23 protein-coding genes and 2 pseudogenes are annotated in these 24,379 nt (G+C 54.3%); 18 read left to right on the forward strand and 7 right to left on the reverse strand.

From position 1 onward, the window contains the following. Positions 1 to 3 precede the first annotated feature (3 nt). Entirely contained in the window at positions 4 to 222 is a 219-nt protein-coding gene (locus B347_RS25995; protein WP_081498299.1) for a helix-turn-helix domain-containing protein, read from the reverse strand. Between the two features lie 293 nt (positions 223 to 515). On the opposite strand from B347_RS25995, the pseudogene B347_RS0114675 reads away from it, so the two are divergent. The 9 genes and pseudogenes from B347_RS0114675 to B347_RS0114710 all read left to right on the forward strand — a co-directional run bounded on the left by B347_RS0114675 (position 516) and on the right by B347_RS0114710 (position 10,014). Next, positions 516 to 1,602 (forward strand): annotated as a pseudogene (locus B347_RS0114675) (IS3 family transposase). Positions 1,603 to 1,915: 313 nt separating this feature from the next. Continuing rightward, positions 1,916 to 3,427 carry a PLP-dependent aminotransferase family protein gene (locus B347_RS0114680; RefSeq protein WP_019410448.1) on the forward strand — a complete coding sequence of 504 codons (1,512 nt, stop codon included), beginning with the start codon at positions 1,916 to 1,918 and terminating at the stop codon, positions 3,425 to 3,427. A 541-nt stretch (positions 3,428 to 3,968) separates the two neighbouring features. Continuing rightward, a complete protein-coding gene (speB, locus tag B347_RS0114685; RefSeq protein WP_019410449.1) occupies positions 3,969 to 4,943 on the forward strand; it encodes an agmatinase in 975 nt (324 codons plus the stop codon). 80 nt (positions 4,944 to 5,023) lie between these two features. Then, positions 5,024 to 5,869 carry a transporter substrate-binding domain-containing protein gene (locus B347_RS0114690; protein ID WP_019410450.1) on the forward strand — a complete coding sequence of 282 codons (846 nt, stop codon included), beginning with the start codon at positions 5,024 to 5,026 and terminating at the stop codon, positions 5,867 to 5,869. A gap of 29 nt (positions 5,870 to 5,898) precedes the next feature. Beyond that, positions 5,899 to 6,573, forward strand: a complete 675-nt coding sequence (locus B347_RS0114695; RefSeq protein WP_019410451.1) for an amino acid ABC transporter permease — start codon at positions 5,899 to 5,901, stop codon at positions 6,571 to 6,573. Next, positions 6,570 to 7,232, forward strand: a complete 663-nt coding sequence (locus tag B347_RS0114700; RefSeq protein WP_019410452.1) for an amino acid ABC transporter permease — start codon at positions 6,570 to 6,572, stop codon at positions 7,230 to 7,232. The genes B347_RS0114695 and B347_RS0114700 overlap by 4 nt, the downstream gene beginning before the upstream one ends. Next, on the forward strand, positions 7,229 to 8,014 hold the full coding sequence (locus B347_RS0114705) for an amino acid ABC transporter ATP-binding protein (protein ID WP_019410453.1): 786 nt from the start codon (positions 7,229 to 7,231) through the stop codon (positions 8,012 to 8,014). Before B347_RS0114700 ends, B347_RS0114705 begins: the two co-directional genes overlap by 4 nt. Positions 8,015 to 8,161: 147 nt before the next feature. Further along, positions 8,162 to 8,305, forward strand: a pseudogene (locus B347_RS26585) (IS66 family transposase); the annotation flags it as partial. Positions 8,306 to 8,544: 239 nt separating this feature from the next. Further along, positions 8,545 to 10,014: a methylenetetrahydrofolate reductase C-terminal domain-containing protein gene (locus B347_RS0114710; protein WP_026014206.1), complete on the forward strand. Its 1,470-nt coding sequence runs from the start codon at positions 8,545 to 8,547 to the stop codon at positions 10,012 to 10,014. Positions 10,015 to 10,048: 34 nt separating this feature from the next. On the opposite strand, the gene B347_RS0114715 is transcribed toward B347_RS0114710, so the two are convergent. The 4 genes from B347_RS0114715 to B347_RS0114730 all read right to left on the reverse strand — a co-directional run bounded on the left by B347_RS0114715 (position 10,049) and on the right by B347_RS0114730 (position 13,615). Further along, positions 10,049 to 10,558 (reverse strand): flavin reductase family protein, encoded by a 510-nt coding sequence (locus tag B347_RS0114715; protein WP_019410455.1) that lies wholly within the window; start codon positions 10,556 to 10,558, stop codon positions 10,049 to 10,051. A gap of 117 nt (positions 10,559 to 10,675) precedes the next feature. Next, entirely contained in the window at positions 10,676 to 11,704 is a 1,029-nt protein-coding gene (locus tag B347_RS0114720; RefSeq protein ID WP_019410456.1) for a methionine synthase, read from the reverse strand. Positions 11,705 to 11,731: 27 nt separating this feature from the next. Next, positions 11,732 to 12,715: a DUF1852 domain-containing protein gene (locus tag B347_RS0114725; protein WP_019410457.1), complete on the reverse strand. Its 984-nt coding sequence runs from the start codon at positions 12,713 to 12,715 to the stop codon at positions 11,732 to 11,734. A gap of 462 nt (positions 12,716 to 13,177) precedes the next feature. Beyond that, positions 13,178 to 13,615 (reverse strand): hypothetical protein, encoded by a 438-nt coding sequence (locus tag B347_RS0114730; RefSeq protein WP_033387793.1) that lies wholly within the window; start codon positions 13,613 to 13,615, stop codon positions 13,178 to 13,180. Between the two features lie 484 nt (positions 13,616 to 14,099). Here B347_RS0114730 and pstS point away from each other — a divergent pair, with 484 nt between their 5' ends. From pstS to B347_RS0114760, 6 genes are all read left to right on the forward strand, one after another. Beyond that, on the forward strand, positions 14,100 to 15,131 hold the full coding sequence (gene pstS, locus B347_RS0114735) for a phosphate ABC transporter substrate-binding protein PstS (RefSeq protein WP_019410459.1): 1,032 nt from the start codon (positions 14,100 to 14,102) through the stop codon (positions 15,129 to 15,131). Between the two features lie 74 nt (positions 15,132 to 15,205). After that, positions 15,206 to 16,171, forward strand: a complete 966-nt coding sequence (gene pstC / locus B347_RS0114740) for a phosphate ABC transporter permease subunit PstC (RefSeq protein WP_019410460.1) — start codon at positions 15,206 to 15,208, stop codon at positions 16,169 to 16,171. After that, the gene (gene pstA / locus B347_RS0114745) at positions 16,171 to 17,064 is read left to right on the forward strand and encodes a phosphate ABC transporter permease PstA (protein WP_019410461.1); all 894 of its coding nucleotides are present in this window, start codon (positions 16,171 to 16,173) and stop codon (positions 17,062 to 17,064) included. The genes pstC and pstA overlap by 1 nt, the downstream gene beginning before the upstream one ends. 76 nt (positions 17,065 to 17,140) lie before the next feature. Beyond that, positions 17,141 to 17,902: a phosphate ABC transporter ATP-binding protein PstB gene (gene pstB / locus B347_RS0114750; protein WP_019410462.1), complete on the forward strand. Its 762-nt coding sequence runs from the start codon at positions 17,141 to 17,143 to the stop codon at positions 17,900 to 17,902. 103 nt (positions 17,903 to 18,005) lie between these two features. Next, positions 18,006 to 18,704: a hypothetical protein gene (locus B347_RS0114755; protein WP_019410463.1), complete on the forward strand. Its 699-nt coding sequence runs from the start codon at positions 18,006 to 18,008 to the stop codon at positions 18,702 to 18,704. Next, positions 18,704 to 19,333 (forward strand): hypothetical protein, encoded by a 630-nt coding sequence (locus B347_RS0114760; RefSeq protein WP_019410464.1) that lies wholly within the window; start codon positions 18,704 to 18,706, stop codon positions 19,331 to 19,333. The genes B347_RS0114755 and B347_RS0114760 overlap by 1 nt, the downstream gene beginning before the upstream one ends. A gap of 70 nt (positions 19,334 to 19,403) precedes the next feature. Here the strand turns inward: B347_RS0114760 and B347_RS0114765 are convergent, their stop codons facing one another. After that, complete coding sequence (locus B347_RS0114765; protein ID WP_019410465.1) at positions 19,404 to 20,279, reverse strand: amino acid metabolite efflux pump; 876 nt, start codon at positions 20,277 to 20,279, stop codon at positions 19,404 to 19,406. 118 nt (positions 20,280 to 20,397) lie between these two features. On the opposite strand from B347_RS0114765, the gene B347_RS0114770 reads away from it, so the two are divergent. Together B347_RS0114770 and B347_RS0114775 are read left to right on the forward strand one after the other, a co-directional pair. Beyond that, positions 20,398 to 21,198: an AraC family transcriptional regulator gene (locus B347_RS0114770; protein WP_019410466.1), complete on the forward strand. Its 801-nt coding sequence runs from the start codon at positions 20,398 to 20,400 to the stop codon at positions 21,196 to 21,198. Between the two features lie 212 nt (positions 21,199 to 21,410). Continuing rightward, complete coding sequence (locus B347_RS0114775) at positions 21,411 to 21,698, forward strand: hypothetical protein (RefSeq protein WP_019410467.1); 288 nt, start codon at positions 21,411 to 21,413, stop codon at positions 21,696 to 21,698. 30 nt (positions 21,699 to 21,728) lie between these two features. On the opposite strand, the gene B347_RS0114780 is transcribed toward B347_RS0114775, so the two are convergent. Continuing rightward, positions 21,729 to 23,345, reverse strand: coding sequence for an ATP-binding response regulator (locus B347_RS0114780; protein WP_019410468.1), 1,617 nt, complete (start codon positions 23,343 to 23,345; stop codon positions 21,729 to 21,731). A gap of 113 nt (positions 23,346 to 23,458) precedes the next feature. Here B347_RS0114780 and B347_RS0114785 point away from each other — a divergent pair, with 113 nt between their 5' ends. Then, positions 23,459 to 24,058: a response regulator transcription factor gene (locus B347_RS0114785; protein WP_026014209.1), complete on the forward strand. Its 600-nt coding sequence runs from the start codon at positions 23,459 to 23,461 to the stop codon at positions 24,056 to 24,058. The last annotated feature ends 321 nt before the right edge of the window (positions 24,059 to 24,379 follow it).

Genomic DNA, 24,379 nt, shown 5'->3' on the forward strand with positions numbered 1-24,379 from the left:
CAATCATTCCTTGTAGGCAGCGGAAGGGCCTGACAGAGAAGCCAATGAGTCGGCCTCTCCAGTACAAACCCAGCCATCTACTTCTGACAGCTTGAATTTCCAGAGCCTACCAATGCGCTGAGCCGGTATGCCCCGCCGCTCACACCAGCGATAGACCGTATCCTTAGCCACACCCACATGAAGTGTGACCTGCTCGCCAGTGACCCAAGGCTCAGTATTCATGGTAGTTACGCTCAAGCTGCCATAGTCGTTTAAAGTCGACTGAAGTCTAACAGCGGCATACACACAGTGCAGCTCTACGCGTATCTACAGGTCGTGCCGCTTCGCGACTCCCCTAATGCTGCCGAAGCCTCGCTGACGATCCTCATAGCACTTCGTGCAGAATTGCACAGATATCATCGTGAATCGGTACGCTCGCCTCGCACAGCCAGAGCGCCCATGAGATGCGGTAATCCTTCCTGAAAAAGTATGCATCACAAGTAGAATTTCTCCTGACCAGATCAAGGAAATTTTGCGTGAAAACATCGCGTTTTTCAGACAGTCAAATCATGGCCATCCCCAAGCAAGCTGAGGCTGGAATACCTGCGCCAGAGCTATGTCGTGAGCATGGCATCAGTTCGGACACGTTCTATAAGTGGCGCATCAAGTTCAGTAGCATGGACGCCTCGCTGATGGCCCGTTTGCGCGAGCTAGAGGAAGAGAACCGACGGCTTAAAAAATGTACGCCGAAGAGCGCCTCAAAGCCAAAATTATCTAGGAAGCCATGGCAAAAAAGTGGTGACGCCATCTCTACTACAAGAGATGGCGCAGGAAGTGGTTCGTTACGGTCGGTGTAGCATCAGGCTGGCATGCCTGGCCTTCGTGGTCAGCATCAACAGCTATCGCTATCAGCCACGCCAGGCGTCTGAAAACGCCGAGATTGCCGATCATTTAATTCGCCTGACACATAACCAGCGAAACTGGGGCTTCGACTTATGCTTTCTGTACCTGCGCAACGTCAAAAGCTACCGCTGGAACCACAAGCGCGTGTACCGGATATACCGCGAGCTGGAGCTAAACCTGAGGATCAAGCCGCGCAAGCGTATCGTGCGCGATAAGCCCGAGCCACTGGCTGTTCCGCAAGCCAGCAACCAGTGCTGGTCGATGGACTTTATGCACGACCAGTTGTCGGACGGACGCAGCTTTCGGGTTTTCAATCTGATTGATGACTTCAACCGGGAAGCCTTGAGCATGGATATTGATTTGTCGCTTCCGGCTGAGCGTGTAGTACAGGCACTGGATCAGGTCATGGAATGGCACGGGAAACCGCAAGTAATCCGCAGTAATAACGACCCCGAATTCATCAGTGCCAAACTTACTGGCTGGGCCGAGAAAATGGGTATCCGTTTGGAATATCTTCAACCGGGTAACCCGCAGCAAAACACCTATATCGAACGCTACAACCGCACGATGCGTTACGACTGGCTGGATCATTATCTGTTTGAATCAATAGCGGAGGTTCAGGATTACGGCACGCACTGGATCTGGACATGTAATCACGAACGCCCGAATATGGCCTTCAGCGGCATCACCCCTAAACAGAAGCTGGCCCTAGTGGCCTGACCTCTATTTCTGACGTGTATTAGAAATGGGGGTATTACCCTGGACTAAAGCGACTCGTCAATGAGTTGGAAGACCAACGTCCTGTCTTTGTGAGGCGTTTGAGTCGCCATTAGCTCGCAATCGACGAGGCAGCGTTTTCGCTGCTGAACTCTTTGATATAGCGCCCCGCGATGCGACCTAAACGTCGGCTCGAAGCTTGCTTGAGATCCAGTTGCTACGGCCTTTAGTGCCAGCGGGTTTCACCCCCTTGCGCAACAAGGCCCGTAGCGTTTTCGGTGCGTCATTAGGGTGCGCCAAAGCTGGAGCCCGGACTATGTTGGAGCGCTATTTTCATCCTTTCGAAGCAGGCAGGGGCTTGCAGGAACAATTGCGCGAGCGACTGCTCAACGCGATTTTTGATGGCGCGATGCTGCCCAGCGAGGTGATGCCGTCATCGCGCAAACTCAGCAAATTGCTGAAGGTATCGCGTAACACCGTGGTTCTGGTTTATGAGCAGCTTGCGCAGGACGGTTATCTGACTCCATCCGAACGACGGGGTTACTTCATCAACGAGAAATTCCTGCGTCAGCAACTGAACATCAGTCTGCGTCCTTCCAGTCAGAAGCTGTTCGACCGGCCGGATCATGCCCCGAACTGGGAAAGTCGAATGCAAACGGAATCGGCGCAGATGCTCGCGATAGTCAAACCGCGCAATTGGCGTGAGTACCGTTATCCATTTATATATGGGCAAATTGAAGCAGACGAACAAACCGCAGCGCGATGGCGCGACTGCGCACGCATCGCGGCCATGGGGGCGCACATGCGTTCTTGGGTCGACGATCAGGTGACGCTGGATGATCCGCTGCTAGTGGAACAGATCATTCAACGTGTGCTGCCCAAGCGCGGAATAAAGGCTAGGCCGGAAGAAATTCTGGTGACCATCGGAACACAAAACTCGCTATACATGCTCGCACAACTGTTGGGACGACCCGGGCTCATCGTGGGTCTGGAAGACCCTGGCTACGTAGACGCTCGCAACATTTTCGACTTGATTGGTTGCGAGTTAAGGCCCTTGCGCATCGACGGTCAAGGTCTCGTCGTGGACGAGCAACTCAATGGCTGTGAAATGTTGTTTTGCACGCCTAGCCATCAATCGCCTACGGGTGTGACGATGCCGGTGTATCGCCGCTTGGAATTGCTAGCCTGCGCACGAGAGCGGGACTTCTTAGTGATCGAGGACGATTACGAAAGTGAACAAAACTATTTGGGGAACAACCACCCCTCGTTGAAGAGTTTCGATGACAGCGGTCGAGTCATCTACCTAGGCAGCCTGACCAAAACCTTACTGCCTGGGCTGCGTCTGGGATTTATTGCGGCAGATCCGGTGCTGATTCACGAACTGCGGGCGTTACGGCGTTACATCTACCGTCATCCCCCGTCTAACAATCAGCGCACGCTGGCGCTGTTCCTGTCGATGGGACACTACGATGCCCATGCCCGTCGGCAGCGGGATAGTTTAGCGCGCAAGTGGCGATTGATAAGCCGTGCACTGGCCGAGTATTTGCCTGATTTTCACGCCAGTGGCATGGCCGGCGGCTCGTCTGTGTGGGTGACCTGCCCAGCAGAACTGGATGCGTGGGTGTTACAACGTTTGGTGGCCAAACGCGGCGTATTGATCGAGCCGGGGGATATCCATTTCTTAGGACGCGAACGCCCGCAATACCATTTCAGGCTGGGGTTTGGAGCGATTGCAGAGGCGTTGATCGAGCCGGGAATTTCGGCGCTGGGAGATGCTTGGCGAGAGATGAAATGCAACGTGCAGGTTGAGTCCACCGCGAATCTGTAAACACTGCCAAAAGACTGCGACTGTCCATCAAAGCAGATCGCAGCCTTAGGCAGTAACCAAGTGTGCCGCATATAGCCTGATGCTCTTGCGCGGCGCCTGCCACAAGCCAACTACCCGCAACTCAAACGCCTGTTGATTGCCGCCGCTTGTGGTGTGCCCTGCGGTATCTGGTTGCTGACCGAAATAAACAGCGAATGGTTGACCATAGGCGTCTGTTTAATCGTCAGCCACTCGCGTTACTCGGACTGCAACCGGCCGCCCTTTCCGGGAACGCCTCCTGATGGACCTGTTGACGCCCCGCATTGGTGCGCCGCACCTCTAGCCCCACCCTCGAACGGGCGCATAAACATGACGTCTACAGGCCTACACATCGGGCTGTCATTACCTCATCTACGCCAAACCCACAGTACTGCTGGCCCATGCACTGGCTCTATCGAAACTCTCATCTGGCACCACAGCTTGGTCGACAACTTGCATTGTTGCTCACCACGAGTGGGGCACCGGCTCCCTCAGCGCTTGAAGACATCGCCTAGGAGTTTCCATGCAAGAGAAGCCATTTGCACCCGCAACCGGGACTGTGATCCCCCGCTACGCCGGTATCGCCACATTGATGCGCTTACCCTATACAGAGTTGACGGACCCTCGCATCCACGAAGTTGACATCGGTTTGATCGGTGTGCCGTGGGATGGCGGGACCACCAACCGCCCCGGTGCTCGACATGGCCCACGGCAAGTCCGAGACATTTCGACCATGGTGCGCAATATCAACCGGGCCAGCGGGATCAACCCGTTCTCGCTGTGTGCCTGTGCTGACTTGGGTGACACCCCGGTTAACCCGATTGACCTGGTGGACTCACTTAATCGCATTGCCAGTTTCTACGACCAAGTCGTGAAAGCCGGCATTGCGCCTCTGTCCGTAGGTGGCGACCACCTTGTCACCTTGCCAATTATGAGAGCCCTCGCAAAGGACGGCCCCATCGGCATGGTGCACTTCGATGCCCACACTGATACTTGGGACCGCTATTTCGGTGACTGCAAATACACCCATGGCACCCCGTTCAGAAGAGCAATTGAAGAAGGCTTGCTGGACCCTAAGCGAACGGTGCAAATCGGTATTCGCGGCGCGCTGTACAGCGATGCCGATAACGACTGGGGGGCTCGGCAAGGTATCCGCATCATCGACATCGATGAGTTCCAGAGCATGGGCGTCGAGAACGTAATCAAAGAAGCCCGAAGAGTCGTCGGAGACGGTCAGACCTATGTGTCATTCGATGTTGACGCCTTAGATCCTGTCTACGCCCCCGGTACTGGAACCCCCGAAATCGGAGGGCTGACAACCCTGCAAGCACAACACCTTATTCGCGGGCTCAGGGGCCTGAACCTGATTGGTGGTGATGTTGTCGAGGTCTCCCCGCCGTTCGACACCAGCGGCAATACCGCCCTGGTCGCCGCCACATTATTGTTCGAAATTTTGTGTGTGCTCGCTGACAGCCTCGCCTCCCGGAGCGCGCGCTAAACGGCGCCCAAGCATGGCGTAACGCATTCATTGCTATGACGTTAGCAACTACGTGTTTTTACATTACTCATGGAGCATTTATGAAAACTTTCCTTCGTGTAACCGCTCTCTCTTTGGTGGGCGCCATTGGCCTGGGCCTCAGCATCCAAAGCTATGCACAAACACCCGACCTGCTTGATCGCATCAAAGCCAAGAAAGAAATTGTGATCGCCACAGAAGCCCGTTACGCCCCGTTCGAATTCATTGAAAACGGCAAAATTGTCGGCTACAACGCCGACCTGATGCGCCTCGTCATGACGCAGTTACCGGATGTCAATGTTCGGCAACTGGACCTGCCGTTCCAGGGCTTGTTGCCCGGCCTGGACACCAAGGCTTTCGATATCGTGGTGACTGCCATCACCATCAATAAGGAACGTGCCAGCCACTTTTCATTTACCTCGCCGGTGGCCATTTCCATGACTGGGTTACTCGTCAAGGAGCGAGATGGCGCGCTTAACGCAATAGCCGACCTCAACAATAAAACCGTGGGCTCGCAAAGCGGTTCGGTGCAGTTGCAAGCCTTGATCGCACTCGACAAGCAACTGAAGGACAGCGGCACGCCGGGCTTCAAAGCCATCAAGCAATACGTAAGCTTCGACGAAGCCTATGCCGACCTTGCCTCTGGGCGACTCGACGCAGTCGCGCAATCTATAGCCAACCTCGGCCCACTGCTCAAGTCGCGCCCAGGTCTATTCAAAGTGCTCCCTGGCTCAATCGGCGAACAAAGCTACTTCGCTTGGGCGGCCCGCAAGGATGCCGACAGTGAAACCCTCGTTAAGTTGTTCAACGACGGCATTGCTCGCGCAGCGGCCAATGGCACGCTCACGCAACTGCAGACGAAATGGTTCGGTACCACCATGGACATTCCCGCCAGCGTAACGCCCTGAGCCCACATTCCATCCATCAGGTAGCCGACATGAATCTGACTGATCTTATCGCCCGATGCGTGGCCTATGCACCGCAACTGTATGAGGGTGCACTTACAACGCTAATGTTATCGGGGGTGGCCGTTGTCTGCGGGTTCTTTGCCGGCATCCTGATTCATACCCTATCGACCCATGGCAGTCGTCCGATCGTTTGGGCGATAAAAGCCTATATCAGTGTGTTTCGAGGCACACCGGTGCTCGCGCAACTGTTGGTGCTCTACTACCTGCCGTCGGCGCTGGGTTTAAGCCTTCCCGGCATCGTTGTCGCTGTCGTCGGCTTGACACTGAATACGGCGGCCTATCAGTCGCAAATATTACGCGCCGGTTTCAAGTCAATTCCGCAAGGTCAAATCGAAGCGGCCCAAACCTTCAACCTGACGCGCCGCCAGCGACTTTGGCACATTGAAATTCCGCAAGTTGTCGCCTTGACGCTCCCGGCGCTCATCAGCGAGATGATCGACATCGTAAAAGCCTCCGCAGTGGTCTCGGTGATCGCGGTGACCGACCTAATGAGGGTCGGCCAGCAACTGTCCTCGTCCAGCTATCGGCCACTGGAGGTTTATACCCTGACGGCCCTCTTCTACCTGGCCATTACCTCGTTATTATCGCTGGCCGGGTACTGCTTCGAACAACGCATGATGCGTCGTAAAGGAGCCCCGTCATGAATGTCAGCCCCGAACACATCGAATTGCTCTGGCGGTATATCAACGCGATGTTGGTGACCCTTGGCGTCAGCTTGCTCGCCGCATTCATTGGTATGGCCATCGGCTTCCTCCTGAATGTCTTGCGCATTTGCTACCCCCGCCAGTTGAGCATTCCCTATCGATTGCTGGTATGGCTCATACGTGGAACCCCCTACTTTTCACAACTGATGATTGTCTATTTCGGTTTGCCAGTGATTGGGCTCACCCTGAGTGCCACTCAAGCAACGGTCGCATCCCTGGCGCTGTACTCGTCGGTCTATTTCGCGGAAATTTTTCGTTCTGGCTGGAACAGCATCGCGCCGGGGCATCTGGAAGCCGCGCAAGCCTTCGGTATTAACCGCTGGCAATCACTGCGTCATATCGAAATGCCCCAGGCGCTGATTTTCGCGCTGCCGCTGTTAGGCAATCAGACGGTCCTGGTTATCAAGGAAAGCGCCGTGGCGTCTGTCATCACGCTGCCTGAGCTAACCATGACCACTGGTGAAATCGTGTCTGCCACCTACGACTACGTCGGCCCCTACGCACTGCTGATCCTGTGCTATTGGCTACTTGCCCAGACTATTGCATTGGCAGTACGCGGCTGCGCAACCCTTTTGACCTCACCCCAGAGAACCCTATGACCCTACCCATTCTGCAGTTGCGCGCCGTCGGCAAGTCATATGGCACCGTCCGCGTCCTCAAAGGTGTTGACCTAGACGTCAAGCGCGGCGAAATCGTTTCACTCATAGGCCCCTCCGGCTCCGGAAAAACCACCCTGCTGCGCTGCATCAACTTTCTGGAGGCTTATGATGAAGGTGAAGTCTGGATCAAGGGCCAGTTACTGGGTTATCACTCCAAGGGCCGCACCCCGCAGGACCGAGACAGTGAAGCGGTGATCGCAGAAGTGCGTCGCCCGGTCTCTATGGTCTTTCAACAGTTCAACTTATGGCCCCACATGACCGTGCTGGGAAATGTCGCCGCCCCTCTGGTGTTGGCCAAAAAAATCAACAAGACCGAGGCGCACCGTCTGGCGGGTCTTGCTTTGGAACGCGTTGGCTTGGCGGCCAAGGTTGATGCCTATCCGGCGCAACTGAGTGGCGGCCAACAGCAACGAGTCGGCATTGCCAGAGCACTGGCTATCGAGCCAGAAGTTATGCTCCTCGACGAACCCACCTCGGCGCTGGACCCCGAGCTGGTCGAGGAAGTACTCAGCGTGATTCGTGAACTTGCACACGAAGGAATGACCATGGTCATGGTCACTCATGAAATGAGCTTTGCAGCGAAAATCTCAGACCATGTCGTGTTTATGGAGGCGGGACGAATCGTCGAGGCTGGCCCCCCCGCGAGGTTGTTTGGGAAGTCGGCCACCCCACGTATTCAACAATTTTTAAAACCTTGGCTTGACCGCAGCCTCTCGATCTAACCCGTGTTGGCGCTAAGGAAACGCTAAAGACCATCCATTGCAGCAATTGTGAATGCGTCACTCACGGGCAAGCGGTCCTGCCTGAGCCGGGAGCTGGAGTGGGTGTGAATACCAATAGTCTCGATCAGAAGGGACCTGCGGGGTTGTGTGAGGGCAGCGAAGTCCGCCGACCACTTGCTGCTTTACCCGCAGGAGAAAATCTTTGGCCGAGCCGGCTTAGCCATCGAGCGTTCAACTCTTGCGCAACGGATTGGACAGCCCAGTGCGCAGCTTCAGCCGTGGATTGGAGCGTAAATACCCCCATCCCAAAAAGTGCTCCAACGCTCCACCTCTCAGCCGGCTCGCCCCCAACGATGTACACGCTGCCCCCTCAAAGCTATCCTGTGCGCCACGCGAACCCGTGGTATCAGGCGTTCATCTGTAATGCTGCCCCGACCCTGACCGCAGCCAAGCGCACCGTCGTTGCTCCGCACGCTCACCAAGAGTCCGCAACAACAGTGCCCCTTTGATTGATAAGGAATCGAGCTGTCTTGAGTTCAATGAAACAGGCACTCAACGATGGACGTTTCGTCTGTGTGCTCGAGGTCGTTCCTCAACAGTCACCTTCGCGTTTGGCCGCGCTTGAGCACATCGTGCAACGCGGGCACTTGGCTGGCTGGCCGTTGCTGCCCGCCTTCGCCGATCGTGTCGGCCTGCATTCGGACTTGAGCCCTTTGGAAGGCGCTGGGGCATTGGGGTACCCGGCTTCATCCTTGCTGCATTTTTCAGGCAAGGATCGCTCGCGCGCAGATTTGCTGCTTCAGATGAACGTGATGAAGGCCCATGGTTTGGAGCAATTGTTGATGCTCAGTGGTGATCGTTTGCCAGGCCATCACCCTGGTCAGGCACCCGTGCGTTATCTGGAGTCGGTGCCCGCGCTGCAAATTGCCCGTGAGCATTGCCCGGACTGGCTGTTGGGCGCTGCCTTGAACCCATTTAAGTACCGCGAAGAAGAAGGCGGTGCACAGTATTTGAAAGCGCAGAAAAAGCTTCTGGCGGGTGCTGACTTCCTGACTCTGCAACTGGGTTTTGACGCGGCCAAGCATATTGAGGCCCAGACGTGGATGCGCGCTCAGTCGCGAGTTAAACCCATGCTAGCGTGCGTAATGGAATTGACCGACAAACGCGCCGCCGTTTTGCAGGGCGTGCCCGGTATTGTGATTACCGAGTCCATGCGTGCGTTGTTGGAACGGGAGCAGCAGGTTTCTAAGGCCTACGCCAGTGCGCGAAGCCTTGAGCGTCTGGCGTTACAGATAGTCGGCCTGCAATTGATGGGCTATGCCGGTGTTCATGTGTCCGGGTTGCATACGCTGGACGAACTGCTGTCGTTGGAGCAAGCGATTACCGAGCAACGTGACAGTACGAGCTCGATGACCGATTGGCTCGACCGATGGCAGGCAAGTTGGCAGATGCCTGGGGCACCCCAGGTAGGCTTCGCTCCCCAAATCGATGCCTGGGAAATGGGGCAATCCAATGTCACCGCCACCCGGCGCGAACGCCTGCGATACACGTTGCTCTCTAAGGTGCATGGCCAGTTTTTCAGTCGCACGGGATGGCTCAGTCAAGCGTTTGGCTGGAGCGTGACGCGGCCGATCTGGAAGACCGGCGCGGCGGCGAATGCGCTGCATACTGTCGAGCGGGCGATAAAACGGCCGCTGGTCGGTTGTGATACCTGCGGCACTTGCCGCCTGCAGGACACTCTCTACATCTGCCCCGAAACATGCCCCAAAGGCTTGGCGAACGGCCCTTGCGGCGGTACCCGGCTCAATCGTTGCGAGTTTGGCGACCGGGAATGCGTGCACAGTGTCAAATACCGGGTTGCCAAATCTGCCCATCAGCTGCCCGTACTGGCGCAAACGTTGATTCCTGCCATAGAAGCAGATAACAGGCACCGCAGTTCCTGGCCTGCATGGTTCGAACCGCAAAAATCGACGCCCGGCCAGGCTAAAGCTCTCGATTGATTGACGCGTAAAAGAGGACAGCGCAGGTAAACGCTCACACCGCGCAGTGTGCCGCGAGGTTGCAATATTGCCCTTTGAAATACAGCAATGGCTGTGTCGCAGCCGCTTCTTGCAGGTTTAGCGCTTTCACTTCTCCAATCACGATCAGGTGATCACCTGCCGCGTGTTCGGCGTGAATCTCGCAATCAAGCCAGTGCAAACTGCCGGCAATGATCGGATTACCCAGCGGCGATGCCTGCCATTCGACGCCGTGCCACTTGTCCGCGCCTCGCCGGGCGAACTGGTTGGAAATACTGACCTGCTCACCTGACAGAATATTGACCGCGAATCGACCTGCCTGACGAATTTTGGGATAACTGGCGGAACTGGACATGACACTGAATGACACCAGTGGCGGGCTCATCGACACGCTGTAAAACGACTGGCAAGTGAAACCAATCGGCTCGTCATCATGGTGTGACGTAATCACCGTGATACCGGATGCGTAATGCCCGAGCGCTTCGCGAAAGCTCAATGGCTCGATTGCCGTACTGAGATGTGACATAGGAAATCCTAACCATGGGATGCAACTCGAAAGGGCTAAGGAAGGCCTGAAGCAGCCCGATAATTGTGCACCGACCGCTTCAGCTCCCTAGACACCTCTTACGACGTCAACTGGGTACTAACTCAACAGTTCTCTGCGGACGATTTCTGCACCAGCACTTAACGCATTTAACTTGCCTCTCGCCACTCGGCGAGGCAGTGGAGCCATGCCGCAGTTGGTGCAAGGATAGAGCTTGTCAGCGTCCACAAACTGAAGTGCTTTGCGCAGAGTGTTAGCGACTTCCTCGGGCGTTTCGATGGTATGCGATGCCACATCAATAGCGCCGACCATCACTTTCTTACCACGGATCAGTTCAATAAGGTCCATGGGGACATGAGAGTTATGACATTCCAGCGAGATGATATCGATACTGGATTTTTGCAGCTTGGGGAACGCTTCTTCATATTGTCGCCACTCTGACCCCAGCGTTTTTTTCCAATCGGTATTGGCCTTGATGCCATAGCCATAGCAGATGTGCACAGCCGTTTCACACTTAAGGCCTTGAACGGCTCTTTCTAAGGTTGCCACTCCCCAATCATTCACTTCATCAAAGAACACATTAAAGGCGGGTTCATCAAACTGAATAATATCTACACCGGCAGCTTCTAACTCGAGGGCTTCCTGATTGAGGATTTTAGCGAACTCCCAGGCCAGCTTTTCGCGACTCTTATAATGGCTGTCATAAAGCGTATCGATCATCGTCATAGGGCCTGGCAAAGCCCATTTAATGGGTTGCTGGGTTTGCTGACGCAGAAATTTGGCATCGTCAACAAACACCGGCTTTTGCCGAGTAACAGCACCCACGACCGTCGGTACGCTCGCATCATAGCGATCACGGATTCTAACGGTTTCTCGTTTCTCAAAATCAACGCCGCTAAGGTGCTCAATAAACGTCGTCACGAAGTGCTGTCGTGTTTGCTCACCGTCACTGACAATATCAATCCCAGCGTGTTGTTGTTCTTGCAGTGCCAACAGCAAGGCATCGTGCTTACCCTCAATCAACGCCTCGCCTTCCAACTTCCAAGGCGACCAAAGTGTCTCAGGTTGTGCTAGCCAAGAAGGTTTAGGCAAGCTGCCAGCAGTGGAGGTCGGTAACAACTTTTTCATAATAGATAGCCTGGTATTTTTAATAAATCAGAGAGCGTAACTAGCGGACCACTGTTCAAGCGTCGTTTGGTAGGGCTTGATAAAGTGCTCTTCAACAAACCGTCCCTGTTCGATAGCCAGTTGGCTGCGCTCTTCTCGATCATAAACAATTCGAGTTAATGAATAATCCTGATGCTTCAAGCTTGGCTTATAAAATTTCCCAGCGGCAGAGTTCGCATTGTAAATTTCAGGCCGGTAGATTTTTTGAAACGTATCCATCGTGCTAATGGTGCTAATGAGTTCAAGATTGGTGTAATCGCCCAGTAGATCACCGGCAAAATAGAATGCCAAAGGCGCGACACTGTTGGGAGGCATGAAATAACGAACCTTCAGGCCCATCTTCTCGAAATAGTCATCCGTCAACGAGTATTCATCTTGCTGGTATTCAACACCCAATACAGGATGCAGGTTTTCAGTGCGCTGATAGACCTTCGCGCTCGAAACGCTGAGGCATATCACCGGCGGTTTATTAAAATGCTCTTTGTAGGCACTTGAGTTCACAAAACACTTAAACAGTTTCCCGTGCAGATCGCCAAAGTCGTCTGGAATGCTAAATTCAGCCCGGCCTTTGTTGTGACCTAACAACAGAACACTAAAGTCATAGTCACGGACGTAAGAGGAGAAATTGTTCCCCACAACACCGTCAATGCGCTCATTGGTTTTACGATCAACAATAGTCGCCTTTAGTATTTCAATCAAAGGGATGGCATCACCACTGTTCTCGACAGCAACATCCATCTCGACAGAAATAATGTTAAGTTCGACAGCATAACGATCGCCCTCAGGATTATCCCAGTGCGCCAACGCATTAAAACGGTTATCAATCATCGTCAGTGTGTTGCGCAAATTCTCTTGGCGACTCTCCCCCCGCGCCAGATTGGCAAAGTTGGTGGTAGTCCGCGTATTGTCCGAGGGCTGATAATTCTCATCAAAACAAATACTCTTAATCGTAAATGTAAAATCTTCGCTCATGATTATCCGACACCTTAATTTTGAGATAGCCTGATCCAGCCCTGGCCTTACTTACACTACCTACTGCATTTTTTTATTTTTTAATTAGCTGCATTGATAGTGTCTTTCGTTAAGACGCATTCTATGCTGAGCCATTGCATGAGGGACAATGAATTGATTTCACTGAAACATTAGTCATATTCATGGTGGGATGTACGGCCTGCAACGGAGGCCCTAACGGTGCTCTCGGCGCCATGGGTATGGGCCTAGGTGCGTAATACGACAGGTTAGGAGGGGATAGCGATCTGGTTTTCTCGTAACGGCGCTCGGCTTTTATAGGTGTCATGCCCGCTGAGTGTCAAGTCTGGCACCGCCCAACCACAATATCGGGGTGTATGCGATGCCCGTTGCGTGGTTGCCCACTTCATAGTCGACGATGATGATGGCGTAATCGCTGGCTTACTGCTTCTGACGCCTTCGCCCCTAAAACCCCGGAGGTATGTACCCCGGCACATACGGTATGTTCTTACATTTATTACTGACAATACGTCCGTTATCAATCTTGAAATCCACAATAGATCCAGCCTTATTGACGACTGCTTCAATCGTACAGTCAGAACTATGACCAACCGTTTGATAATATTCCGTGTAAACCATCCCATTCCCCGTATGCGCCATGGAAGTGCCTGCCGCTTCTGTGTTTGTCCAGCTTGAAGATTTTTCCCATGTTAAAACAACAAGTTCCTCTCCGTTTATGCCCGTCGTCTTCTTGACCGAAGACGGCTTACCAAACAAATTCAAGGCCTCTTGATCAGATCTCCCCATCCATCGTTCCTGAGCAATAACACGACACCCATTAACAACCAAAATAACGGGAACTATCGCTATAACCAGACACAACCGACTCAGTTTGCTAAACATAAATACTTCTCCGCGCCACACTTAAAGCCTGACTCTATCATTGCAAAAGTACGGGATAACTAACACAAATGGGCTAATAGCCGATTGATATGCTTCGTACCAACCCCTGCTAGGCATGCATCTGACGTCATACAAGCGGTCACTGTGCGAGCGCCGGATCAATCGAATTAATTGAGTGGAAATGACCCCATAACCCTCAAAAAGACATCGACAGCCCCTAGTAAATTGTCCGACCTAGGTTTTACACCCTTCCCCCGTCACTCGACTCTGCCCCACCAAGGCGCCCTGGCGTCGATCAAAGCAGCAGATTCCACCATTAGGATTAGGCACAGGAGTGAGGTAAACCGCTCGTTTGAGTGAGCGAAAGCCCCTGATCGAGGGCCATTCATGGCGCTGATGATCCTGTAGGAATATTCGCCATTCATAAAAGTGTCACATCATTGTTGCAAAGTTCTCGGGCCCGATCTCACACGGAACTCCTTCGATGAAAAGTTTAATGAAGTCTGCTGCACTGGCCGTTGCGGTTTCTCTTTGTGCAACCTCAATGTCTTTTGCTGCTGAAAGTGTACGTTTGACAGGTTCCGGCGCCAGCTTCCCGGCTCCGATTTACCTGACTTGGTTCAAGGATTTCAGCAAGAAAACCCCTGGCGTCACCGTGGACTATCAGTCCAAGGGCAGCGGTGCGGGTGTACAAGACTTTTTGAACAAAACCGTTGATTTCGCCGCCAGTGACTCGGCCATGAAAGACGAAGACATCGCCAAGGTTGCAGAAGGCGTGCAACTGCTGCCAATGACCGCCGGTGAGATCGTTCTGGCTTTTAACCTGCCGGGCAATCCTAAAGAGCTGAAATTGCCACGTGATGTGTACTCAAACATCTTCTTGGGCAAGATCACCAACTGGAACGATCCACAGATCGCTGCCGCTAACCCAGGCCTGAAACTGCCGGATATGCCGATCACTGTAGTTGTGCGCGCTGACTCCAGCGGCACTACCGCTGTATTCACCAAGCACTTGGCCTCCATCAACCCAGAGTTCCAGAAGGAACTGGGCGAAGGCAACACAGTTAACTGGCCAGCCAGCGACAAGTTCATCAAATCGCCGAAGAACGATGGCGTGACCGCCACCGTACGCCAGACTCCAGGCGCGATTGGCTACATCGAATACGGCTTCGCCAAACTGGCTAAAGTTGATTTCGCTCAACTGCAAAACAAGGCCGGCCACTACGTCGTGCCTAACGCCGAAAGCGGTGCCGAAGCACTGGCTGCTGTGAAGATGCCGGAAAGCCTGGTGTCCTGGCTGCCAGATCCGGATGGCGCCAAGTCCTACCCGATCACTTCCTACACCTGGATGATCTTCCGCAAGCACAACGACAACCCTGCTAAAGCCAAGGCCATGCGTGAGATGGTCGAGTACAGCCTGACTGAAGGTCAGAAAATTGCTGACTCGATGGGCTACATCCCACTGCCGAAATCGGTTGTTGAACAAGTTCGCAAAGCTTCCGCCAACATCCAGTAACGCTCGTGAGGCCTCTCTCGGCATGTGCGCTCAGCCATGCCGAGTGAGTTTCCCCCCTGCTCCGGAATTAGCCAATGAACACACCATTTGTCGTACCGGTTAACCCGGACTCTGCCTGCCAACCGCCCTCTGCGAAGGACTTTCTGGTTGATCGCACTTTCCGCGCGCTTTCGCGAATAGGGGTGGTACTGATTCTGGCGTTGGTCTTCGCCTTGGTGTTCGAGGTGGGACGCAAAGCCCTTCCAGGTATGGAAAAACACGGTTTTGACGTGATATTCGGTAGCGTCTGGGACGTCAACCAAGGCAAGTACGGCATTCTGCCAGCTATTTGGGGCACGCTTTACAGCGCCCTGATCGCACTGTTGATCGCAGGTGTTTTCGGCGTCAGCATGGCGATTTTTCTGACCCAGGACTTCTTGCCAGCCAAGCTAGCCGCTGTGTTTCGCACCATCGTTGAATTACTCGCCGCCATCCCAAGCGTGGTCTACGGGCTGTGGGGGATTTACGTGGTGATCCCGGCGATTCGACCGCTCACAGCATGGTTGAACAGCGAACTAGGCTGGATACCTTTTTTTAGTACGTCGTTGAGCGGCCCAGGACTGCTTCCTGCGGCGCTGGTACTGGCGATCATGATTCTGCCAACCATCGCTGCTGTTTCGCAGGACGCCCTCACCGCCGTACCGATGAAAACCAAGCAAGCCGCCTACGGCATGGGAACCACCCACTGGGAAGCGATTCTCAAGGTGATGGTGCCCTCCGCTGCCACCGGCATTTTCGGTTCTCTGGTCCTCGGCTTGGGTCGCGCGCTGGGTGAAACCATGGCGCTGGCGATGCTGGTAGGCAACGCCAACAACATTTCGCTTTCTCTGTTTGCACCGGCCAATACCTTGGCGGCCTTGTTGGCGCTGAACTTCCCTGAAGCCGGCCCCAACGAGATCGAAGTATTGATGTACGCCGCTCTGGTGCTGATGTTCATCACACTGCTGGTCAACGTCCTCGGTTCCATGATCATGCTTTACGCCCAGCGGGGTCACAAATAATGACAAACCTCACGTCCCCAATAGCCGCCTTACCGAGCTTGCAGCGCAAGTTTGAAGGCCGCGCTCTGCGTAGTCTGGTGTTGACCACGCTGGTCTGGGCAGGCGCACTGATCGCCAGCGTGCCGCTGATTTCAGTGCTCTACATGCTGATCACCCGCGGCGGCGCCCGTCTGAGCCTCGAAGTGTTCACCGAATTGCCTCCCACGGGTTTCGAGACCGGTGGCGGTTTCGGCAACGCCCTAGCCGGTACGTTTGTGATGGTCGGCATTGCGGCCGCCATCGCGGTTCCTGTCGGCATCATGGCCGCGGTGTTCCTCGCGGAACTGGGCCCCGACAGCAAACTGGCAAACGCCTCGCGCTTTGCCGCGAAGATGCTGACAGGTCTGCCTTCCATTTTGGCGGGTGTATTCGCCTACGCCTTGGTGGTAATGACCACTGGAACCTACTCAGCACCAGCCGGTGGCGTGGCACTGGCGGTACTGATGCTGCCCATCGTCGTGTTGACGGCTGAAGAGTCGATGAAGATGGTGCCCAAAATCATGAAGGACGCCGCCTACGGCATGGGCTGCACCCGCTCGCAGGTGATCTGGAAAATCGTATTGCCTACCGGCATGCCGGCCATCCTGACAGGCGTCATGCTGGCCGTGGCACGTGCCGCCGGCGAAACCGCACCCTTGTTGTTTACCGCGCTGTTCAGCAACTACTGGATCTTCCACGACGGCAGCCTGGCAGTGATGAATCCGACGGCGTCGCTTGCCGTACTGATTTACAACTTCTCCGGTATGCCTTTCGACAACCAGCTCGAGCTCGCATGGGCGGCCTCGCTGGTACTGGTAATGATCGTACTGGTCGTGAATATCGTCAGCCGTATTTTCGGCAAGCCCAAGTATTGAGAACGGGAGCATCTGAATTTTGAACGTATCATCTGCGCAAATAGCCGCTCCGTTTATCACCCAGGCACCTGTGGTCATGGACTGCAAACTGGACAAGATTTTCTACGGCAACTTCCTGGCAGTTCGTGACAGCCATGTGCCGATTGAAAAGAACAAGATCACCGGCTTCATCGGTCCTTCCGGTTGCGGCAAAAGTACTGTGCTGCGCAGCCTCAACCGCATGAACGACCTGGTCAAAGGGTTTCGCTTTGAGGGCCACGTGCATTTCCTCGGACAAGACGTGTATGGCAAGGGCGTTGACCCGGTAGTGGTGCGCCGCTACATCGGCATGGTGTTCCAACAGCCGAACCCGTTCTCGATGAGTATCTTCGACAACGTCGCCTTCGGCCTGCGCCTCAACCGCTACAAGGGCGACATTGGCGACCGCGTCAAACACGCTCTGCAAGGCGCCGCACTGTGGGATGAAGTCAAAGACAAGCTCAAGGTTAGCGGCTTGTCGCTTTCCGGTGGTCAGCAACAACGTCTGTGTATCGCTCGCGCCATCGCGACCGAACCTGAAGTGCTGCTGCTGGATGAGCCCTGCTCAGCACTCGACCCGATCGCTACCCGCCGTGTTGAAGAGCTGATGGTCGAGTTGAAGAAGGACTACACCATCGCTTTGGTGACCCACAACATGCAGCAAGCCATTCGTGTGGCGGATACTACGGCCTTTTTCTCGGTGGATATTTCGCAAGGCACGCGCACCGGGTACCTGGTTGAGATGGGGCCGACCACCCAGATCTTCGATAACCCACGTGAACAAATGACCAGTGACTACATCACCGGTAAGTTCAGCTAAACAATCGTTAGCGGCTCAAGACTGTACGTGCGCCAAATGCCCAGAGGCGTTGTCGGACGTACGGTCGTTTTTCATTCTCGAACACCGTTTTTCAGGAACGCCAATGCCTGCATCGCATCGTCTTGATTTGCCAGCAATTGAACACGCCCTGCGTAAGGTACAGAGCCGCTTTGCCGAGCTCAGCCAGCACTTTACCGAGCAACGTGATCCTCTGACTGACGAAGTGCTGCTCAATGTAGTTGAAGGCTACGCGCTGATTGACGACTATGTCGCACGTGGCGTTGACCTGTTTGATCTTCAGCAACTGAACCTGATGCTGGAGATCAATGCGACTGTTCTCTGTGGCCGAGACCCGGCAGGACGAGAGGAATACGCTCAGCACCTGTTGGCAACCGAGGAACACTTCTTCAACAACGTTGAGGGAGGGATAAAGGACTTGTTCAATTGGTACGGCGCACACCGCAACGAATCAGTCTGGAAACGCGCTGCCGGTGTTTATGTACGAATCCTTAGCGAGCCGCAATTGTTTATCGAAGGCAATAACCGCAGCGGGTCACTCATCGTCAGCTATTTGCTCATGCGCGAAGGCTTGTCGCCGTTCGTACTGACACTGGAAAACGCCGAGGGCTACTTCAACCCCTCTTCGGTCATCCGCAACTCTGCCAAACATGGCATCAAGGCATTGTACGAATTGCCCAAGATCAAGAAAAAATACGCAGCCTTTCTGGAGGAGCAAGCACCTGCTCCCTCGAAGTTTTTTCTAAAGGACACACCTTTGATCGCCCAGCAAGGAGGTCATTGATGAGCAGGCACCTTATGCTCGCCAAATACCGGTCAGCCGCTAGCCGACTGGCCAAACAATGCGGCATCCCCACCAGCCTGCTCAAGCCCCAGCGCATCCGTATTTCGTTTGATATCGATGACACCTTAGCTTGCCAACTCCACCACTGCGACATTGAAGAAAGCTGGCTGCCCGACTTTGTTCATCGCTGGCTGGGTGAGCCGTTGCGGTTCGGAACGCGCTCCCTGACCCGTGAACTGCGCCGCCAGGGTTGCAGCATCTGGGTCTACACCTCGTCCGGCCGGACCCCGTCTTACATTCGTCGCTGGCTGTTGCTGCACGGCATTCGTGTTGACGGCGTGGTCAACAGTGTTAGGCATGGCCATGCCCTGGCTGCCCACGGCTTTGAAAACTCCCCCTCGAAATTCCCACCCGCCTTCGACATCGACTTGCATGTCGATGACTCCGAGGGGGTAAAGCTTGAAGGCCATGATCACGGCTTTCGCGTTGTTGTCGTCCATCCCGAAGATGAGAACTGGGCGCAGCGCGTGTTGGATGCCGTCGGTGATGTGCAGACGCAGCTCGCCTGGCAGCAACCGATCAAACACGAAGAGCCCGCACCGCAACGTGCCAGAGCGTTTACTTCCTGATTCAGAGCCTGTAGCCGCTGACGAGGCACGAAGGCTGCGATGCGAGCCGCAGGACCGCCGTTCTGCAAGGCTACGTCCGACTGCGAAGCAGGCGCGGCCACCTCAACATCCCCACCACCAGCGCCAGCAAAATAACCCCCATCGATACTCCTTCGCTCACCCCAACCTGATGGCCCAGTATCAGCATTGAGCCCACAACCCCGAACACCGGGATCAATAACGACAAGGGTGCCACCTTTGATACCGGGTATTCCCTGAGTAATAAATTCCAGCCCCAGTAACAAAAATGCGTCGCTGCATACACCTGAAACAACAGCGAGAACAGCGCCACCCACTCAACGTGCGATACGACGCTGACAAACGGCGCGCTCCCGTGCGCCAACCACGTGAGCGCGAGCAACGGTAGCGGCGGGAACAGACTGGCCCAGACCACAAAGGCAAATATTTCTCGAGCCCGCGACTGCTTAATGATGATGTTGCCCACACTCCAGCTAAACGCACTGACCACCAGCAAGCCATAGCCCACGGTTGTCCCATGGCCGGGGCTGGCCGCAATAATGCTGATCAGCCCCATCACTCCGAGTCCTAGCCCCAGTTTCTGCCCAAGGCTCAGGTGTTCGCGAAACAGCAACACGCCCCAGACCATGGTGAAAAAAGCACTGAACTGGATCAGCAGCGCAGCAGTACCGGGCGGCACCCCCATTTCGATGCCCAGATTGATCAGCGCCCACATCGCAACGCCGAAAATCAGTCCATACGCCGCCAGCCACTTGATGGCGATCTGCGGACGTTTGACAAAAAACACCCATGGCAGCGCCGCCAAGGTAAATCGAAGTGCCGTCAGCAATAGCGGATCAACCGCTGCTAGGCCCAGTTTGGTAATGGGGAAGTTGAGCCCCCAGATCGCCGTGACTAAAACGGCCAAAATCAGGTGTTTTTTTTGCACAGTGTTCTACGTCCAATAACCAGCGCTGGTGGCTGTATGCACCAACCGGTCGCCACTATGAACAAAAGGAGTGTAGGCCCGCTTGCACTATAAGGTCATAAGTCATTAAATTCGGGCCATGCGCAAAACTCAGATAGACCCTTACGAAAACACGCCCCGCGATGCAGTGGTCATGGCCAATGACTACCGCGACGGGCAGCACTTTGCATTGCATACCCATCAGCGCGGTCAATTTGCCTATGCCGCCTGCGGCGTGATCACCGTGTTCACCCAGCAAGGCAATTGGGTGGTGCCGCCCCAACGGGCTATCTGGGTACCGGCAGGGGTCGCCCACGAAATGACCATGGCCGGGCCGGTCACCATGCTCAACACCTACATCACTAACCCTGCTGCCGGGCAACTCGCCCTGCCCGCTCACTGCCAGGTCTTCGGCGTGTCGCCCTTGCTTCGTCAGTTATTGCTGCAAGCCCAATATATTCCTGCGCTGTACGACGAAGCTCAGCGTGACGGCCTGCTGATGCGTTTGCTGCTGCACGAAATCGCCGCCATGGCGCCCTTATCCCTCAATGCGCCCCTTCCCAACGAGCCTAGACTCGCGCTGGCCTGCCGCACTCTGCTGGCACACCCGTCGCTGGACATAGGGATAGATGACATGACCCGGCAGGTGGGCATGAGCCGTCGCACCTTCACCCGGCTTTTTCGCCAACAAACCGGCATCAGTTTTGTTGAATGGCGCCAACAAGCCTGTTTATTGGCGGCGGTGGTCCGTCTGGGTAACGGCGAGCCTGTTACGCGGGTCGCAACCGACTTGGGCTACAGCAGCCCCAGTGCGTTTACCAGCGTATTTCGCAAAGTATTAGGCGAAGTGCCAAGCCGGTATTTGCAACACTCTGAATATATGAAAGTCGTCGCCCAATAACAGGTCTTTTAACGATCATTTAAACACTGCGCCTTCCATCACGAACGGCGAATAGCCATTAGTACACTCGCCCTAATTGCCACTCACCGCGCGCAACACTACTCTTTTTCAACTATCAATCCCGTCCAATTAAGAAGTCATCGCGACGTGCGGACAAGGCAAGTGCTTGTCGGCTAATTAGCGATCATTCAATAAATATAAAGAAGGTTTATATGAAGTCGTTTTACACACTAACAGCTCTTACAATACTTAGCGCATTGGCCCTCGGCCTGAGTGGCTGCCAAGTCGTCAAGCCTTCGGAAAATAATCTTAAGGAGCGGGCTCAAACCACTATTGGCAAGCCAATAACCAGCATTTCAAACGTGCGCAACGACTTCAACACCACCTTCTTCACGGTTAAAACCGATGCTGGGGCATACACCTGTCAACTGCCGAGTGGCCCTATGGTTGCCCTTGCCTCTATGGGGATGGGGTTAGGAGCCCATTGCACCAAAGACTAGGCGCTATACGAAAAATGTATCTGCGCTCGATTATTCGGCGTTTAAGGGGCTAGGACTAAATTCACGCAAAGTAGCTCGCAACTCAGTTGGGTGGACGGGCTTTGAAAGAATGGCTATCTGACACTCGTGCAACTGCGCCTGGATCATCTCTGCATCATGCCCGCTAAGTATCAACGCGGGCACCGCCCAACCCCGCTGTTGACGCACATGTTCTATGCACTCAATGCCTGTGGCGTGGTTGCCCAAATCATAGTCTGCGATGATAACGTCACAGTCGCTGACCAGGTTCAGTCCAGTCGATTCGGCTTGCACCACACACCCCCAACGCTCCAACAGCGCCTGAGTGGCCAGCAACACGTTGCGATCATCCTCTACCAGACACACTTTTAATCCAGTCAACAGCCCGGCCACATACACGTCGCCTTGAATATTGAGGTTGTGCGGCGGTTTTACCCGAACAAGACCATACACACACACGGACGTCCCATGGCCCACACGCGAGCGGATAGCAACATCAAGGCCCATCAACTGCCCCACACGCTTAACGATAGAAAGGCCCAGGCCAACGCCTTCAACATCTTTATCGCGCTGATGACGGACGCGATAAAACTCTTCAAACACTTTAAGCAAATGTTCTTTGTTAATCCCGCACCCCTGATCATGAACCTCGATGGCAAGTCCCTTACCGCGTGGGCGCACGCCAATCAGCACCGGCCGCCGGGCTCCGTACTTGAAACAATTGGACAGTACATTTTGAATCATCGTAGTAAGAAGCACCGGGTCAGCCCGCACCCAAAAAGAACAAGGCCGCACGTGCAACTCAACTCCGGCCCAGCGCGCAGCTTCAACATTCTGGCGCGCCAGATCGGCCAAAAAATCCCCCAGGTTCAAGGCCTGATACCGGGGCAGAACGCGGCCATTGTCCAGCGTATAAAGATCGAGAATTGAGCGAAAGAGTTGCGATACGTTGAGTAGCGAGCGGTCAATACTGTCCACCAATCGGCGCTCTTCAGCCCCCAGGCGAGCCTCACGCAGGCAGGCGGTGAACAAGCCAATAGAATGAATGGGTTGGCGCAAGTCATGGCTGGCCTGGGCCAGAAAACGCGATTTTTCGAGATTGGCGGCAACGGCTTCTTCCGATGCTTTACGCGTACGCTCCAGTAACAGGTGAGCATACAGCGGGATCACCGTGCTGGTGATCATCAGCATCAACACCATAAACGGTTGCGCCTGCCACAGAGGCGTTAGCCAGTAGACAATCATCAACGCCAGCAACGCTAACCCCGTCGCAATGGCAAGGTAGCGTGAGCCATAGCGCATGCCGTTGCCAAGGTTGATCCAGACCATTACCGCATAGAGAGGCAACGCCGCTTCGGCGCCGACGACGAGCCCGAATGAGGTGCCGGTGTAATCGTGAACCATCCCCAAGATTCGCCGCGCGGGGTAATGCCCCGGCCACAGAGCGATGACATAGCGAAAGCCAATCGACGCTAACAGAAACACGATGTAATAAAGAATGACGGGCAGATAAGTGCCCACCTGATGGCCGGGCAGAAAACCCAACGCGCTGATATACACAATGGCGCAGCTAGACACAATAATGCGCAAATTGGCTTGGTCGAGTTCGGTGTTTTTCTCGAACGTCATGCAGAACATCCTTAACGGCGTAGCCGATGTGTCATCAATTAGCGCTACTCATCACCGCTCGGCGCGACGCCCAAGTTAGGCCCCAAAACAACGCTAATGCAGGTAAAAAAAGTATGTCATGCAGAATTATCATTGCCGACGACCACCCTATGTTCCGAGAGGCTATGGTGCGCACTGTGCAGCGACTGCTACCCAAGGCAACGTTGGAACAAGCCGACAACTTTGAGGCGGTTAAGGCATTAATCCAAACAGGCGAAGCCGTTGACACTCTGATTCTCGACCTACGTTTTCCAGGTTTAACGTGCATGAGCCAATTGAGCGAGTTGAGACAGCAATTGCCGCGCACTGCATTGATTGTGGTGTCAATGGTCGATGATCCCTTGTTAATAGAACAGGTGATGACCTTGGGTGTTGATGGTTTTATCGGCAAGAACATTGCCCCGGACGAAATAGGTCAGGCGTTACTGGCGATCCGAGAAGGCAATGTAGTGGTCAAGTTTTCACCTTCGGGCCTGTTACCGCTACAGACGAATGTGCTCACCGCACGCCAGAAAGAGGTATTGCGCCTGATCGCTAACGGCAAGACCAACAAAGAAATCGCCAAGGAATTACAGATTTCGCCCTTCACCGTACGCATTCATGTCTCGGCGTTATTACGTAGCCTGGACGTGCCATCCCGTGCCGCAGCGGTAAAGTATTCAGGCATCGTTTAGGGCTTACTCATCCGTTAAAAAGCTTCGCACTTTTCTAAATAAATGCGGGCATTAAATAGCCCGTACGGTCGCCGCAAACGCACGGTGCAAAACCACAACCAAAAAATTAAGACGACAAAATAAGGCGAAATCCTATCAGCGCCAGCATTGAAACTCATTAGGGCAAACGTGCTAGTGGCCATGTAACCCTATCTATAAATTTGGGAATGGCCTTACATAATTAATCGATAATTCTTACGCAATAATTTTCCAACTCTTACAGCTCATTCCAGCGGACATAAAACCCTGCACATAGCACTGACCGTTTTAGCCCATTTAATA

The sequence above is a fragment of the Pseudomonas psychrophila HA-4 genome (assembly GCF_000282975.1).
Taxonomy (GTDB): domain Bacteria; phylum Pseudomonadota; class Gammaproteobacteria; order Pseudomonadales; family Pseudomonadaceae; genus Aquipseudomonas; species Aquipseudomonas psychrophila_A.

Bases quoted from the DNA above. Each gene is read 5' to 3' on its own strand.
- B347_RS0114715 (WP_019410455.1), bottom strand. From the start codon at position 10,558: ATGTCACATCTCAGTACGGCAATCGAGCCATTGAGCTTTCGCGAAGCG.
- B347_RS0114680 (WP_019410448.1), top strand. From the start codon at position 1,916: ATGTTGGAGCGCTATTTTCATCCTTTCGAAGCAGGCAGGGGCTTGCAG.
- B347_RS25995 (WP_081498299.1), bottom strand. From the start codon at position 222: ATGAATACTGAGCCTTGGGTCACTGGCGAGCAGGTCACACTTCATGTG.
- B347_RS0114705 (WP_019410453.1), top strand. From the start codon at position 7,229: ATGACCCTACCCATTCTGCAGTTGCGCGCCGTCGGCAAGTCATATGGC.
- B347_RS0114785 (WP_026014209.1), top strand. From the start codon at position 23,459: ATGTCATGCAGAATTATCATTGCCGACGACCACCCTATGTTCCGAGAG.
- B347_RS0114730 (WP_033387793.1), bottom strand. From the start codon at position 13,615: ATGTTTAGCAAACTGAGTCGGTTGTGTCTGGTTATAGCGATAGTTCCC.
- pstB (WP_019410462.1), top strand. From the start codon at position 17,141: ATGGACTGCAAACTGGACAAGATTTTCTACGGCAACTTCCTGGCAGTT.
- B347_RS0114775 (WP_019410467.1), top strand. From the start codon at position 21,411: ATGAAGTCGTTTTACACACTAACAGCTCTTACAATACTTAGCGCATTG.
- B347_RS0114755 (WP_019410463.1), top strand. From the start codon at position 18,006: ATGCCTGCATCGCATCGTCTTGATTTGCCAGCAATTGAACACGCCCTG.
- B347_RS0114695 (WP_019410451.1), top strand. From the start codon at position 5,899: ATGAATCTGACTGATCTTATCGCCCGATGCGTGGCCTATGCACCGCAA.
- pstA (WP_019410461.1), top strand. From the start codon at position 16,171: ATGACAAACCTCACGTCCCCAATAGCCGCCTTACCGAGCTTGCAGCGC.
- speB (WP_019410449.1), top strand. From the start codon at position 3,969: ATGCAAGAGAAGCCATTTGCACCCGCAACCGGGACTGTGATCCCCCGC.
- B347_RS0114770 (WP_019410466.1), top strand. From the start codon at position 20,398: ATGCGCAAAACTCAGATAGACCCTTACGAAAACACGCCCCGCGATGCA.
- B347_RS0114725 (WP_019410457.1), bottom strand. From the start codon at position 12,715: ATGAGCGAAGATTTTACATTTACGATTAAGAGTATTTGTTTTGATGAG.
- pstS (WP_019410459.1), top strand. From the start codon at position 14,100: ATGAAAAGTTTAATGAAGTCTGCTGCACTGGCCGTTGCGGTTTCTCTT.
- B347_RS0114780 (WP_019410468.1), bottom strand. From the start codon at position 23,345: ATGACGTTCGAGAAAAACACCGAACTCGACCAAGCCAATTTGCGCATT.
- pstC (WP_019410460.1), top strand. From the start codon at position 15,206: ATGAACACACCATTTGTCGTACCGGTTAACCCGGACTCTGCCTGCCAA.
- B347_RS0114700 (WP_019410452.1), top strand. From the start codon at position 6,570: ATGAATGTCAGCCCCGAACACATCGAATTGCTCTGGCGGTATATCAAC.
- B347_RS0114690 (WP_019410450.1), top strand. From the start codon at position 5,024: ATGAAAACTTTCCTTCGTGTAACCGCTCTCTCTTTGGTGGGCGCCATT.
- B347_RS0114720 (WP_019410456.1), bottom strand. From the start codon at position 11,704: ATGAAAAAGTTGTTACCGACCTCCACTGCTGGCAGCTTGCCTAAACCT.
- B347_RS0114760 (WP_019410464.1), top strand. From the start codon at position 18,704: ATGAGCAGGCACCTTATGCTCGCCAAATACCGGTCAGCCGCTAGCCGA.